At 76.5% G+C, this 14,518-nt stretch carries 7 protein-coding genes; all 7 read right to left on the bottom strand.

Annotated elements, in window-relative coordinates:
- Positions 1-87: 87 nt before the first annotated feature.
- A complete protein-coding gene (locus ACFVUY_RS23825) occupies positions 88-2,922 on the bottom strand; it encodes a condensation domain-containing protein (protein ID WP_387732969.1) in 2,835 nt (944 codons plus the stop codon).
- A complete protein-coding gene (locus ACFVUY_RS23820) occupies positions 2,919-4,778 on the bottom strand; it encodes a non-ribosomal peptide synthetase (protein WP_387732967.1) in 1,860 nt (619 codons plus the stop codon). The genes ACFVUY_RS23825 and ACFVUY_RS23820 overlap by 4 nt, the downstream gene beginning before the upstream one ends.
- Positions 4,779-4,846: 68 nt before the next feature.
- Positions 4,847-6,721 carry an amino acid adenylation domain-containing protein gene (locus ACFVUY_RS23815; protein ID WP_387732964.1) on the bottom strand — a complete coding sequence of 625 codons (1,875 nt, stop codon included), beginning with the start codon at positions 6,719-6,721 and terminating at the stop codon, positions 4,847-4,849.
- 36 nt (positions 6,722-6,757) lie between these two features.
- A complete protein-coding gene (locus ACFVUY_RS23810) occupies positions 6,758-7,933 on the bottom strand; it encodes an acyl-CoA dehydrogenase family protein (RefSeq protein ID WP_359900872.1) in 1,176 nt (391 codons plus the stop codon).
- Positions 7,930-11,016 carry an amino acid adenylation domain-containing protein gene (locus ACFVUY_RS23805; protein WP_387732961.1) on the bottom strand — a complete coding sequence of 1,029 codons (3,087 nt, stop codon included), beginning with the start codon at positions 11,014-11,016 and terminating at the stop codon, positions 7,930-7,932. The genes ACFVUY_RS23810 and ACFVUY_RS23805 overlap by 4 nt, the downstream gene beginning before the upstream one ends.
- A 295-nt stretch (positions 11,017-11,311) precedes the next feature.
- Complete coding sequence (locus tag ACFVUY_RS23800; RefSeq protein WP_387732958.1) at positions 11,312-12,640, bottom strand: non-ribosomal peptide synthetase; 1,329 nt, start codon at positions 12,638-12,640, stop codon at positions 11,312-11,314.
- A gap of 129 nt (positions 12,641-12,769) precedes the next feature.
- Entirely contained in the window at positions 12,770-14,095 is a 1,326-nt protein-coding gene (locus ACFVUY_RS23795; protein ID WP_387732956.1) for an MFS transporter, read from the bottom strand.
- Positions 14,096-14,518: the final 423 nt, after the last annotated feature.

The raw sequence follows: 14,518 nt of genomic DNA, 5'->3' as shown, positions 1-14,518 counted from the left end.
CGTGGGGCGGGGCGTGCGTGTGGCGCGCGGTGTCGCGGGGGGGCGGGCCCGGCCGCCGCCCCCCCCCCCCCCCCGCGACCGGGGGGGTCAGCGGACCATGGCCGCCAGGACGCTGCGCCAGTCCTCGCCGGGCTCGGGGGCGAGCGGGCCGGCCAGGGTGTCCGCCCGGTAGTGCCAGGGGCGGCGGAGTTCCCCGTCGGCGTCGGGGGTGGCGGCGATCGGGCTGTCGGAGCCGAGCAGGCGGACCAAATCGGCGGTGAAGTCGGCCCAGGAGACGTGTCCGCTCACCGCGTTGACGACCCGGCCGGCAGCGGGGTGGTCCGGGGTGAGGCAGGCGCCGAGGGCGCGGGCCAGGGCGGCGGAGTGCACCCAGGAGGCTCCGTGCCACTCCTCGGCGTCCGGCAGGCCGATCGGCCGGCCGGCCAGCGCGGCCTGGTAGAGGGGGCCGGTGGCGCCCCAGCGGAGCTGGTCGCGCAGGCGGTGGTGCGGGCCCCAGACGATCGGGGAGCGGACGGCCACGGCCTGGCCCCGGCCGGTCGCGGCGGCCTCGAAGAGGATCCGCTCGCAGTCCAGCTTGGCCTGCCCGTACGGGGTGACGGGTGCGCTGCTGGGGCCGCCCTCGGGGACCTCGGTGCCGGCCGGGCGGCCGTACGCGTCGATGCTGCTGACGAAGACGAACGGGCCGCCCCGCCAGCCGTCGACCAGGGCGCGCATGGCGGCGAGGTCGGTGGCGTGGTCGGTGAAGGTGCAGGCGGAGTGGATGACGGCGTCGACGCCGTCGACGGCCCGGCGCAGGCTGTCGAGGTCGCCGAGGTCGCCTTCCGCCACCTCGGCGCCGTTCAGCGCGGGCAGGTGCGCGGACTCCGGCCGGACCAGGACCCGGACCGGCCGGCCCTGGGCCATCAGCTCCTGGAGCACGGCCGCGCCGACCCCGCCGGTGGCGCCGGTGAGCAGGACGGTGCCGGTGCGGGCGCCGGTGGTCCGCGATCGGGCACCGGCCTGGGCGAGGGCCGCGCGGCGCTCGTCCGTGCGGGTGGCGAGCAGGGCGGCGAGGGCGCGCAGGGTGCGCTGCTCCAGGATGTCGAGGCCGGTGAGCGGCAGCCCGGTGCGGGTGCGCAGGCGTTCGGCGAGCTGGACGGCGACCAGGGAGTGGCCGCCGAGGGCGAAGAAGTCGCCGTCGGCGGGCGGGGTCGTGCCGAGGAGTTCGCCGAAGGCCTGCCGTACGACGTCCAGCGGGCCTGCCTCCGACGGGCCCTCCGCCGCCGCGGTCGCGCCGGGCAGCGCAGTGGCGCCGGGCAGCCGGTCGCGGTCGGGGGTGCCGTCGGCGCGGCGGGGCAGCCGGTCCACGAGGGTGACCGCGAGCGGCAGTTCGGCGGCCGGCAGGCGCCCGCGCAGGGCGGCCCGCAGGGCGCTGCCGCTCGGCGCGACCGGCCCGCGGACCACCGCGTAGGCGAGCGGCGGGCCGTCCGGGTTCTCGACCACGGCCGCCTCGACCACCGCCGGGTCTGCCGACAGGGCTTCCACGACCGGGTGTTCGGCGGCCGTCAACCGCTCTCCGGGCAGTTCGGACAGCCGCCGCTCCGGGTCGGCGGCCACGGCGGTGAGCAGTTCGGCGAAGGCGCCGAGCAGCCGGGCGGCGGTGTCCGGGTCCAGCGCGTCCCGGTCGTGCTGCAGCAGGCAGCGCGGCTCCGGGCCGTCCTCCAGCAGCAGGGTGAGGCCGAACTTTGCCAGTCCCAGGTCGAGTTCCACGTTCTCGGTGTCGAGGCCCGGCAGCACCAGCGGGTCGACGGTCTGGACGAGGTCGCAGCTGACCGAGAGCAGTGGGGTGCCGTCCGCGCCGCGCGCGGCCGCGCCGAGCCGCTCGACCACCAGGTCGAGGGGCACCTCGTGGTGCTGCTGGGCGTCGAGCAGGGCGGTGCGGACCGGAGCGAGCAGCTCGGTGAACGACAGGTCCCGGGACGGATTCGCCCGCACGGCGAGGGTGTTGACCGCGAGCCCGACGGTCCGGCGGAACTCGGGCCGCGCCCGGTGGCCGCTGGCGCAGCCGAGGACGAGGTCGTCCTGCCCGGAGGCGATGCCCAGCGCGGCGAACGCGGCGGCCAGCACGACGGTGTACAGCGTGGCGCCGTGCCGCGCGCCGAGGACGCGCAGCTGTTCCACCACGGCGGGTTCCAGCGGGGCGGCGTGCAGCGCGGCGCGGCGCTCCCGGGCGCCGGGCGGGACGGGCCGCAGCAGGGGCAGCGGCCGGGCGCCGGACAGCCTGGCCGCGAGGACGCCGGCGGTGGCCGTCAGCTCGGCCTCGCGGGCGCGTTCCTGGCGGGCGTAGTCGGCGTACGAGGGGGCCGGCGGCGGGAGCCGGTTCGGCTCGCCGTCGCGCGCGGCGCGGTACAGCTCGGTGAGGTCCGAGGTGAGGAAGCGCAACGTGCCGCCGTCCACCGCGATGTGATGGATAGTCAGCAGCAGCGTGTGGTCGTCGGGGCCGTGCCGCAGGAGCAGGGACCGCAGCACCGGGCCGGTGGCGAGGTCGAACGGCCGGGCGGCCTCGGCGGCGAGCTGCTCCGGGCCGGTGGCGTCCAGGACCGGCAGCGGCACCGGGACGACCGGGTCGATCTGCTGGTACGGCTCGTCGCCCCGGCGCGGGTAGCGGGTGCGCAGGACGGCGTGCCGCTCGGTCAGGCCGGTGATCGCGGTGGCGAGGGCCGCCCGGTCGAGCGGGCCGCGCAGCCGGGTGGCGACCGGCACGTTGTAGAGGGCGCCGCCCTGGCCGAGGTGGTCCATCAGCCACATCCGCTGCTGGGCGTGCGAGAGCGGGGCGGGGCCGGTCGGTTCGGCGGGGCCGGTCTGCGGCGCGGAGGTGACGGGGGCGGCGGCGCGGCGGTTGCGGGCGCGGCGCAGCAGGTCGCTCTGGTCGACGGTGGTCATCGGTCGGCTCCGGGGGTGTCGTCGGCGGCCCGCAGGGCGCGCTCCAGCAGATCGGCCTGGGCGGCGACGGTCGGGTGCTCGAGGAAATCGGCGAGCGACAGCTCGACCCCGAGGTCCTCGCGCAGGTCGTCCACCACCCACATGGCGAGCAGCGAGTGCCCGCCCTCGGCGAGGAAGTCGGCGGACGGGTCGGTGATCGGGCGTTCCAGGGCGCGGCTCCACGCCTCGGCGACGACCTGTTCGATCGGGCCGAGTTCGGCGGTGGCGGACGGCTGTGCCCCGTCCGGTTCGTCGGCGGCCAGCGCCCGCCGGTCCACCTTTCCGCTGCCGGTCAGCGGCAGCGCGGCGAGCACCGTCCAGGCGGTGGGCACCAGGTGGGCGGGCAGCCGCTCGGCCAGAGCGGCCCGCAGTGCCTCGACGGCGGGGCGGGAGCCCTCGGCGAGGACCAGGCAGGCGGTGAGCGCGGCGTCGACCTGCCCGGCGCGGCGGACCACGACCGCCGCCTCGGCGACCTCGGGCAGTTGGAGCAGCGCGTGCTCGACCTCGCCGGGTTCGATCCGGAAGCCGCGCACCTTGACCTGGTCGTCGGTGCGCCCGTGGTACTCCAGGGAGCCGTCCGGCCGTTCGGCGACGCGGTCGCCGCTGCGGTAGGCGCGTCCGATGCCGGGCAGTTCGCGGAAGCGCTCGGCGGTCAGCTCCGGCCGGTCGAGGTAGCCGAGGGCCAGCCGGTCGCCGGCGATCCACAGTTCGCCGACGCCGCCCTCCGCCACTGGTGCGAGCCGCTCGTCCAGGACGTACGCCCGGGCGCCGCCGAAGGCCCGGCCGATCGGGACGGATCCGGCGCAGTCGGCCCGGGTGATCCGGTGCAGGGTGGTGAAGGTGGTGGCCTCGGTCGGCCCGTACGCGTTGATCAGTTCGAGCCACGGGAAGGCCTGCAGCACGGCGCCCGCGTACTCGGAGGAGAGTGCCTCGCCGCCGACGACCAGGGTGCGCAGCACGCCGAAGACCCGGGACCTCCGGGCGGCCAGGTGGTGGAAGAGCGCGGTGGTGAGGAAGGCGGTGGTGACGCCGAAGCTCTCGACGTCGCGGACCAGGTCCTCGGCGCTGGGCCGCTCGCTCGGGGAGACGGCCACGGCGGCGCCCCGGGCGAGCGGCGCCCACAGTTCGAAGGTGGTGGCGTCGAAGGAGACGGTGGAGTGGAAGAGCACCCGGTCGCGGGGGCCGAGGCCGATCGGGCCCTCGGCGGTGGCCAGGTCGGCGACGGCGCTGTGCGGGACGAGGACGCCCTTGGGGCGGCCGGTGGAGCCGGAGGTGTAGTAGAGCAGGGCGGGCGCGGCCGGGTCGGCGGCGTCGGGCGCCGTGCCGTCGGCGATCTCGGTGCCGCGCTCGGTCAGCGCCAGGGTGCGGTCCTCGGGGAGCCCGGCGTCGGCAAGCAGTCCCTTGTCGCCGAGGACGAGCCGGACGTCCGCGTCGGCGATCATTTCGGCGATCCGCGGGCGCGGGTAGGCCGGGTCGAGCGGGACGACCAGTGCGCCGGCCCGCCAGACGGCGAGCTGGGCGACGACGAATCGGGTCGAGCGAGCGCACAGCAGGGCGACGGCGCTGCCGGGGCCGATCCCCCGGTCGGCCAGGACGGCGGCCAACCGGCCTGCGGCGTCGACGAGTTCGCGGTAGGTCAGGACGGTGGAGCCGTCGGTCACGGCGAGCGCGTCGGGCCGCTGCTCGGCCTGCCGGGCGACCAGGGCGGGCAGCGGGGTGGGCAGGGCGGGGACGGCTTCGGCGGTCCGGTCGAGCGGAGCCGCGGAGGTCGCGGGGTGCGCGGAGGTCGCGGGGTGCGCGCGGTGCATGGTGGTCATGGGTGGTTCCCTTCCGGGCGCCCCGGCCGGGTGGGCCGGGGCGCCCCGCTGAGGAGGTTCGGGCGGGGTCAGGCGGTCGCGGCCAGATCGGCCACCCGCTCCTCGACCAGCCGGGCGACGGCCCGCAGGTCGGGCTGGCGCAGCACCAGGGGGGCGCGCAGCCGTACGCCGTACTCGTCCTCCAGGGCCTCCAGCAGTCTTGCCGCGGCGAGCGAATTGCCGCCCGACGCGAGGAAGTTGTCCTCGGGCCCGAGGTCGGCACGGCCGATCAGCCCGCGGCAGAGCTTCAGCACGGCGCGTTCGACCGGGGTGCCGGCCTCGTCCGCCGGGGACTCCTCGTCCGGGGCCGGCGCGTCGGCCAGCAGGGCCGGGCGGTCCACCTTGCCGTTGGCGTCCAGCGGGAAGCGCTCCACCAGCCGGACGGCGGAGGGCACGGCCTGCTCGGGCAGCCACGGGCGGACGGCGTCGAGCAGCGCCGCGGGGTCGGCGCCGTCCTCGGCCTGGACGAAGGCGAGCAGCCGGACGCCGGTCGGCGCCTGCTGGGCGGCGACCACCGCCCGGCGCACCTTCGGATCGCGTTCGAAGGCGGCCTCGACCTCGGCGGGTTCGATCCGCACGCCGCTGACCTTGACCTGGTCGTCGAGGCGGCCGTGGAACTCCAGCACGCCGTCCGGGCGCATGACCACCCGGTCGCCGGTGCGGTAGACCCGGTCGGTGCCGACCACCCCGGCGGGCGCGCCGACGAAGCGGCGGGCGGTCAGCTCGGGGTCGAGGTACCCGGCGGCCAGGCCGCGGCCGCCGATCCGCAGCTCGCCGGCCGTGCCGCGCGGCACCGGGCGGCCGTCCTCGTCGGTGACCAGGAGGACGGCGCCGTCGATCGGCAGGCCGATCGGCGGAGCGCCGGCACCGTGGTCGCCGCCGGGGGCCATGGTGTGCACGGTGGTGGTGACGGTGGCCTCGGCGGGGCCGTACGCGTTGTGGACGGTCGCGGTGACGTCGGGCCCGGGTGCGCGGCGCAGCCGGTCGCCGCCGATCACCAGGTGGCGCAGCGGCGACTCGGCGGGCCAGGGCCGGCCGAGGAGGGGCTCGGCCAGCGGGGTGGGCAGGATGGACACGGTGACGCCGGCCTCGCGCCACCAGTCGGTGAGCGCACCGGTGTCCCAGCGGACCGCCTCGGGGGCGACCACCAGGGCCGCACCGGAGGTGAGACCGGCCCACAGCTCCTGCATGTGCGGGTCGAAGGCGACGCCGATCAGCAGGCTGTGCCGCTCCCCGGGGCCGAGGCCGGTCAGTCCGCGGTACCACTGCAGCAGCGCGCCGAGCGCGGGCTCGGTGACGGCGACGGCCTTCGGGGTGCCGGTGGAGCCGGAGGTGAGCACCGCGTAGTGGGTGCCGGCCGGGACGCGCACCTGCTCGCCCGGGTTCAGGGCGGCCACCACGCCTTCGGTGGGCAGGTCCAGCGGCAACCGCTCGCCGCCGGGCGGCAGCAGGTCCGGCTCGCCGACCAGGCAGGTCGGGCGCAGTTGCTCGGCGACGGCGCGCAGCCGGTGCTCGCCGGGGCGCGGGCCGAGCGGCAGGTGGACGGCGCCGAGCTTGGCGGCGGCCAGGGTGACGGCGACCAGCGAGACCGAGTGGGCGAGGCAGACGCCGAGCAGGTCGCCCGGGCCGACCTTGCCGCGCAGGGCCTCGGCCACGGTGTCGGCGAGGCGGTCGAGTTCGGCGTAGCTGTAGACCTGCTCGCCGTCGATCAGGGCGGGGGCGTCGGGGGTGCGGTGCGCCCAGGTGGTGAAGAGGTCGAGCACCGCGCCGTCCTGGTGCGGACGGCCGTAACCGATGCTCGGGGCGTCGGTGTTCGGCGTCCCGGTGTTCGGAGCCCCGGTGTTCACGGTGTCGACGCTCGGGGCGTCCGTGCTCGGGGCCTTCGTGTCAAGGTGTTCCATCATCGTCTCCAGGAAGTCGCGTACGAAGGTGACGCTTCGTCAGTTCAGGCCCATGGAACGGGCGATGATCACCTTCTGGACCTCCGAGGTCCCCTCGATGATCGTGGTCATCCGGACGTAGCGGTACAGGAACTCCAGCGGGTGCCCGCGCACCCAGCCGGTGGCCCCGTGCACCTGGAGCGAGCGGTCCACCGCGCGCACGGCGGTCTCGGAGGCGGTGAGCTTGGCGAGCGCCGCGTTCTCGGGGGACTCGGTGCCCTCGTCGACCAGCCGGGCGCAGGCGAGGGTGAGCAGCTTGGAGGCCTCGACCTCGGCCCGGGTGGCGACCAGGTGCTCCTGGATGTGCTGGTACTCGCCGATCACCCGGCCGAAGGCCCGCCGGTCCTTGGCGTACTCGACGCCGATCCGCAGCGCGTGCTCGGCGATGCCGTTGCACATCGCGGCGACCACCAGGCGGCCGCGCGAGAGGCTGTCGATGGCGAGGGCGGTGGCCGCGCCGACGCCCTCCTCGCCGCCGATCACGGCCTCTGGGCCGGCGGTGACCCCGTCCAGCAGCAGCTCGAACAGCGGCTCGCCGGACATGCCCTCGTAGCGCTGGCCGATCCGCAGCCCGGGCTGGTCCATCGGCAGCACGAAGGCGGTGGCGCCGGCCGTGGGGCCGGCCCCGTCGCCGAGGTCGGTGGCGGCGACGACCAGCGCGATCCCGGCGTGCTCGGCGTTGCTGACGAAGGTCTTGCGGCCGTTCAGCACCCAGCCCTCGCCGGTGCGCACGGCGGTGGTGGTGAGGTGGAACGCGTCGGAACCGGCGTGCGGCTCGGTGAGGGCGAGGCAGCGGGTCTGCTCGCCGCGCACCAGCGGGACCAGGTGGCGCTCGACCTGCTCGGGGGTGCCGTGCCGCAGCAGCGGGCTGGGCCCGTCGGAGCCGGCCAGCGCGTACGGGGCGAGCACGCAGCCGCTGCGCCCGGCGGCGTGGTGCAGCAGGACGACGGCGGTGAACGGCATGTCGGCGCCGCCGAGCTCCTCGGGGTAGTCGCCCGCGTAGAAGCCGAGGGCGGCGGAGCGCTTGCGGACGTAGGTCCGCAGGTCGGCCGGGACCTGGTCGGCGGTCTCGGGCAGCTCGGCGGCCAGCGGCACGAGTTCGCGGCGCACGAAGCTCTCGAAGGCCTCGACGAGCTCGCGGTGGCCGGCTTCCAGGACGGCGGAGGGCGAAGTCACTTGGCACCACCGGTGGTGAGGGCCTTGGCCTGGTCGGCCAGGACGGCGTGTCGGAACAGGGTTCGCAGCGGCGGCCGGCTGCCGAGGTGCGGCTCCAGGTACGCGGCGAGCTGGGCGGCGAGCAGCGAGTGGCCGCCGACCTCGAAGAAGTGCGAGTCCGCGGCGAAGCGGTCGTGGCCGAGCACCTCGCGCCAGGCGGCGGCGATCAGCTGCTGGCCGGGGTCGGTGAACTCGCTCGGCTCGACCTCCTCCGCCTCCGGGGCCTCGTCCGCCAGGCGGGCGAGGGCGGCGCGGTCGGGCTTGCCGCCGGGCAGGGTCGGCATCGCGGCGACGGCCGTCCAGCTCGCCGGGACGAGTCCGCCGGGCAGCCGGCGGGCGAGCGCCTCGTGCAGGGCGGCCTGGTCGGGGCGGTCGGCGCCCTCCAGGAAGCCGACCAGGCGGGGGCCGGTCTGCGGGTCGGTGTGCAGCAGCACCGCGCAGGAGCGGCCGCCGAGTTCGGCGGAGGCCGCGGCCTCGATCTCCTCCAGTTCGATCCGGTGGCCGCGCAGCTTCACCTGGTTGTCGGCGCGGCCGAGGAAGCGCAGCCGCCCGTCCAGGTCGCGGTAGCCGCGGTCGCCGGTGCGGTAGACGCGGGCGTCGTCGAGCACGGGGACGGTCGTGAAGCGGGCCGCGGTGGGCTCCGGCAGTCCCAGGTAGCCCTCGGCCAGCAGGGTTCCGCCGACGGCGAGTTCGCCGACGCAGCCGGGGGCGAGCGGGCGCAGCGTGTCGTCCAGGACGTGAATGCGCGCACCGTCGAGTTCGGCGCCGAGCGGGATCTCGCCGTCCTCGGCGACGTCGGCGTCGGTGACCTCGTACACGGTGGAGGTGACGGTGGCCTCGGTGACGCCGTAGGCGTTCAGCACGGTGGTGGCCCCGGTCAGGCCGGCCAGCGCCCGGGCGGGCAGCCGCTCGCCGCCGAGCACCAGCAGGCGGGGCGCCCAGCGGCCGTCGCGCAGCGCCTCGCGCAGGTCCTCGCGGACGGCGAGCAGGTAGCTGGTGGGCAGGTTGGCGACGGTGACGCCGCGGGCGGCCAGCACGGCCACCAGCTCGGGCCCGGTGGGCACCTCGCGCTGCGGCACGACGAGGGCGGCGCCGGCCGTGAGGGCGGGCAGCACCTCCTCCAGGGCCACGTCGAAGGACGGCCGGGCGAACAGCAGCACCCGGTCGGCGGAGGTGAGCCGGTAGCGGTCGGCGATCGCGGCGACGTACCCGGCGAGGGCCTCGCGGCCGACCAGGACGGGCTTGGGCACGCCGGTGGAGCCGGAGGTGTGGATCACGTAGGCGGCGCCGTCCAGCGCGGCGGCGGGCTCGGCCTTCGGGAAGGCGGGGCCGTCCAGCAGCGCCGGGGTGACGCCCTCGGCGGGCAGTGCCAGCGCGCTCTGCCGGGTGGCGAGGACGAGCGCCGGGCAGAGCCGCTCCAGCAGCAGCCCGAGCCGGGCGGCCGGGTCCTCGGTGGACAGCGGCGCGTACACGGCGCCGTACCGCAGGCAGGCGAGCAGGGCGACCACGCTGTCGGCGCCGCGCGGCAGCACGGTGGCCACCGGCTGGCCGGGGGTGACTCCGGCGGCGCGCAGCCGCTCGACCAACTCGCTGACCCTGCGGTCGAGTTCGCCGTAGCTGATCCGCTCGGTGCCGGCCAGCAGGGCGAGCGAGGTCGGGTCGTGGGCGGCGGCCGGGTCGAGTGCGGCCGGGGTGACCGGGGCGGCCGGTCCGGCCTCGGGCGCGGGGGCCAGCCCGGCGATCGGCGCCTGCGGGCGGTCCAGGTAGCAGCGCAGCAGCTCCAGCAGCCGCTCGGACAGCAGCACCGCCTCGGACTCGCGGAACAGGTCGGCGTCGTAGTCCCAGACCAGGGTCATCCCGGCGGCGCCGTGCTTCTCTCCGACCACCCGGCGGTCGTCGGGCAGCAGCACCAGGTCGAGGTCGAAGCGGGTGGTGCCGGTGTTGAAGCCCTCGTACAGCGAGACCTCCAGCCCGGGCGCCTGGACATCGGGCAGCGCCGCGTCGTGCGCGCTGAACATCACGTTGAACAGCGGGTTGTCGGCGCCGGTGGTGTGCAGCCCGAGCCGGCGGGTCAGCTCCTGGACCGGCAGGTCCTGGTACGGCAGGGCGCGCAGCAGGACGTCGGTCACCTCGTCCACGGCGTCGGTGCCGAGGGCCGCCGGGTCGAGCCGCAGGCGCAGCGGGACGGTGTTGACGAACATGCCGACGGTGCCCTCGAAGCCCTCCGGGCGGTTGCCGACGGCGGTGCCGATCACCACCTCGCGGTGGCCGCTGTGCCGGCGCAGCAGCTCGGCGAACAGGGTGAGCAGGGTGCTGAACGGGGTGTGGCCGTCGGCCTTGCTGCGCTCGCGCAGCCGCTCGGCCAGGTCGGCGCCGATCGACTGGCGCAGCTGGCCGCCGCGGTGGCGCCGTTCGGCACCCGGCCGAGCCAGCCCGGGGAGGGTGACCTCGCGCGGCGCGTCGGTCAGCTCCTTGGTCCAGAAGTCGAGTCCGCGGTCCCGGGGGAGGTCGGCGGCGGCGCGGGCGTGGTCCTCGTAGGAGGGGGCGGTGGGCAGCTCGTAGGGCTCGCCGAGGACGGTGGCGCGGTAGACGGTGAACAGGTCGCGCAGCAGGATCGCGAAGGAGTGGCCGTCGTGGACGAGGTGGTGCTCGACGTGGATCAGCCGGTGGTGGTCGTCGCCGAGCCGGACCAGGTGCCAGCGCAGCACCGGCGCCCGCTCGGTGTCCAGCGGCTCCTCGGCCTCGGCGGCGAGCAGCCGGCGGAAGGTGGCCTCCGGGTCCTGCTCGGCGGCGAAGTCGCTGTGGCGCAGCTCCGGTTCGCAGACCTCGGCGACCCGCTGGCCGGGCAGCCCCTCCGGCCTGGGCACCAACTCCAGCCGCAGACCGGGGTGGTGGGCCAGCACGGCGGCCAGGCCGGTGTGCAGCGCGTCCCGGTCGAGGGTGCCCCACAGGTCGAGGACGGCGGTGAAGTTGTAGGCGCGGCTGCCCGGCAGCATCTGCTCGTGCAGCCAGACGATCTCCTGCGAGGGAGAGAGTGCGAACATGGTCGATTCCCTTGTGTGGTGGGCTTGTCGGCACTGCGGTGGCCGGACGCGGACGTGGGGTGTTCCCGTGCCGGCCGGCGGCCCGGGGGCGCACCGGGGTGAGGTGCGGCCCTGGGCCCGGGGTCCCGTCCGGCGGCGTGTCGGACGCGCGCGGACGGGCGTGGTGGGTTCGTGGCGGATCCGTCGTGGGAGTTCGAGGCCCGCGGGGTGGGGCGTGCGGTCGGACGCCTGCGGTCGGGCTCGTGCGGGCGGGTGGGCGACGCGGTCGGGTGGGCGACGCGGCCGGCCGGGCGCCTCAGGCCTGCGGGACCGGGACCGGGACCGGCCGGGCGTGCAGGTGGTGCCGCAGCACGGCGAGCAGTTCGCCGAAGGCGGCCCGGGCGTCGGCCTCGGGGAAGCGGTCGCGGTCCCAGGCCAGCCGGATCAGCAGGTCGTCGCCGTGCGAGGCGGAGACGGCCAGCGGTGCGGCGAGCGGGCGCCCGTCCAGGTGGGTCTCCCGGCCTGGGGTGCCGCCGAGCACCAGCGGTGGGCGGCGGTGCAGGTCCTCCATGGTGAGCAGGCCGTCCAGGGCGCCCGACCACGGGGCCCCGGCGGTGCGGGCGGCGCGGACCACCTCGTCGAAGGGGGTGCCGGCCTGGTCGAGGTCGTCCCACCAGGCGTCCGCGAGGGCGTCCAGGTCCGCGACCGGGCCCGAAGTCGCCGGGTGCACCAGGGTGTTGAGGAAGCAGCCGAGCGCGGCGGGTGCGCCCGCCGGCCGTCCGCCCCACGGGTAGCCGAGCGCGAGCGGCCCTCCCCCGGTCTCCGGCCGGGCCGCCCCGGCCACCCCGTCCGCCCCGTGCAGCCGGTGCAGGGCCGAGCCGACCGCGTCCAGCAGGGCCGGGAAGACGGCGCCACGGGCGGCGCCCCCGGCGATGGGCAGCCGCTCGGTGAGCATGCCGGTGGACGTCGCCGCGCCACCGCCCGCCCCGGTCAGGCCGCCCAGTCGGCGGCCCCAGTGGGCCTGGGCGGCGGGGCCGCCGGCGGCGTCCTCGGCGGCGAGCTGCAGTTCGACGGCCTGCCGGTAGTCGGCCAGCGCCCGGGGGTCGGGCCCGTCCGCCGGCGGTTCGTCCTGCTCGTACGCGGCGCCGAGTTCGGCGGTGAGCAGGCCGAGCGACTGCTCGTCGCAGGCGGCGTGGTCCAGCGCGAGGGCGAGCAGTTCCTCGTCCCCGTCCGGGTCCGCGGCCACCAGCAGGCGCAGCGCGGGTCCGTCGGCGGGCCAGTTCGACAGGGCCTCGCGCAGCGCCGCACGGGCGGTGCCGCCGGGGGCGACGGCGATCCGGGCGGCCTCGGCCGAGGGGCCGCCGGTGCGCAGCACGGGTGTGCCGCGCACGGTCGCGAATCCGCCGCACAGCGCCGGGTGGTGGGCGGCCACGGCGGCCGCGGCGCGGGCCAGTCGGCCCAGGTCGAGGGTGCCGCGCGGGTAGGCGAAGAACAGCGGGACAACGTCCGTGCGGCTCTGCGGAGCGAGTCGGCGGGTGATCAGGAAGCGCCGCTGGGCGCCGGTCAGCGGGAGCAGCTCCACCGGGGATTCGGCGGCGGCGGAGCGGTACCGGGCGAGGTAGGCGGCGGTGATGCTGGCGTGCACGGGAACGGTCTCCGGTTTCCGGTCGCGGCTCGGGTCGGGGATCGGTCGGGGGTCGGTCGGGGGTCGGTCGGGGGTCGGGTTCGGTCGGCAGGAGGGGTTCGGGTGCGGAAGGCGCGGGTGGGCGGCCGGTCAGGACGTGCCGGGGCTCACCGCGCTCTCCTGGTCGGTGGCGTCCGCCTCCGCGTCCGCGTCCTGCCCGGCCGTACGGTCGGGGCCCGGCAGCTCGCGCATCCGCCGCAGCGGGGAGAGCAGCAGCGGCAGCGGCACCAGCAGGAAGCCGGCGGCGCAGAGCCAGAGCGCGGTGCGCGGCCCGGACGCCTCGGCGACCAGGCCGCCGATCAGGGCGCCGATCGGCAGGGTGCCCCACACCAGGAACCGCATGGTGGCGTTCATCCGGCCGAGCAGCTCCGGCGGGCAGATGCTCTGCCGGAAGCTCACCTGGGCGACGTTGTAGGCCACCGCGCCGAACAGCACCACCCCGGAGGCCAGGCCGAACAGCACCACGCCCGCACCGCCTCCGGACAGCGGCCACAGCAGCGCGAACGGCGCCGTCACCACCGTGGACAGCCAGATCAGCCGGGCCTGTCCGATCCACCGGGCGAGCTGCCCGGCGCACAGCGCGCCGGCCAGTCCGCCGACGGCGGAGACCGACAGCAGCACGCCGATGGCTCCCGGCGACAGGTCGAGCACCCGCACCCAGAACACCGTCTGCACGGCGGTCAGCACGGCGGAGAACAGGTTGGACGTGGCGGTGGCGGTCGCGATCGCCCGCAGCAGCGGGTGGCCGAGCACGAACCGCACACCCTCCCCGACCTCGGCGCGCAGCGAGCGCCCCGGCTCGGGCTCCGGCCGCGGCTCGTCGACCTTGATCCGGACGAGCAGCAGGGCGGAGGCGAGGTAGCCGCAGGCGTCGGCCACGATGGCGAGCGGCGCCCCGAGCAGCTGGACCAGCCCGCCGCCGAGGCCCGGCCCGGCAATCTGCGCCGAGGAACGGACCGTCTCCAGGGCGCCGTTGCCGCCGACCAGCTGCTCGCGCGGCAGGACGGCGGGCAGGAAGGACTGGTGGGCGACGTCGAAGAAGACCGTCGCCACCCCGGTGACCAGCGCCACCAGGTAGAGCTGCGGCATGGTCAGCACCCCGAAGGCGGCGGCCGGCGGGATCGACCCGACGGCCAGGCAGCGCACCACGTCGGCCCGGATCAGCACCGGAAGCTTGCGCATCCGGTCCAGCCAGGCGCCCGCGGGGAGGCCGACGAGCAGGAAGGCGGCGGTCTCGGCGGCGGTCAGCAGACCGACCTCGAACGGCGTGGCGTCGAGCACCATCACGGCCACCAAGGGAAGGGCGACCAGGGTGACCTGACTGCCCGTCTGGGCCGCCGCGGCTCCGGTCAGCAGGAGCCGGAAGTCGCGGTGGCCGAGCAGACGGGCCTGGCGGGGGCTGGGCTTCTCGTTCATCGGTGCGACTCTCGGTCACCCCTTCGACACTGGGCAAGCACCAGGTCCGTTTCCGGACGGAACGCACGTCGGCCGAATCCCGCCACTCCCCCGGCCCGCCTTTGCGCGCTCCTTATGGCCGCTTCTCCTGCCGTCACGCCGCCCGCGGCGTCCGTCGGCCTAGGCGGCACCGGCCGACAGGCACTCCGACCACTTCCGGGCCCGTCCGTCCATTTCCTTGTCCGGTATTCGGACGCTGTCTTTCCAGCCACCGGACGGAGACGCTCAACTTGGCCGGATTCCATGGAGTGCAGTCCGACCGTCATCTCATCGTGATACCGGCGTGACCGTAGCGAGCCGTAGACAAGGTGACCGGACGGTCACGGAGCACCCGCGCCCGACCCGGTCCATCACCCGTTCCGCCGACCCGTTCGCCGCCCGTTC

It is taken from the genome of Kitasatospora sp. NPDC058063, from assembly GCF_042885395.1.
Lineage (GTDB): Bacteria > Actinomycetota > Actinomycetes > Streptomycetales > Streptomycetaceae > Kitasatospora > Kitasatospora lactacystinica.
The sequence above is the reverse complement of the archived record's forward strand: the minus strand, read 5'-3'. Positions and strand labels throughout refer to the sequence as shown.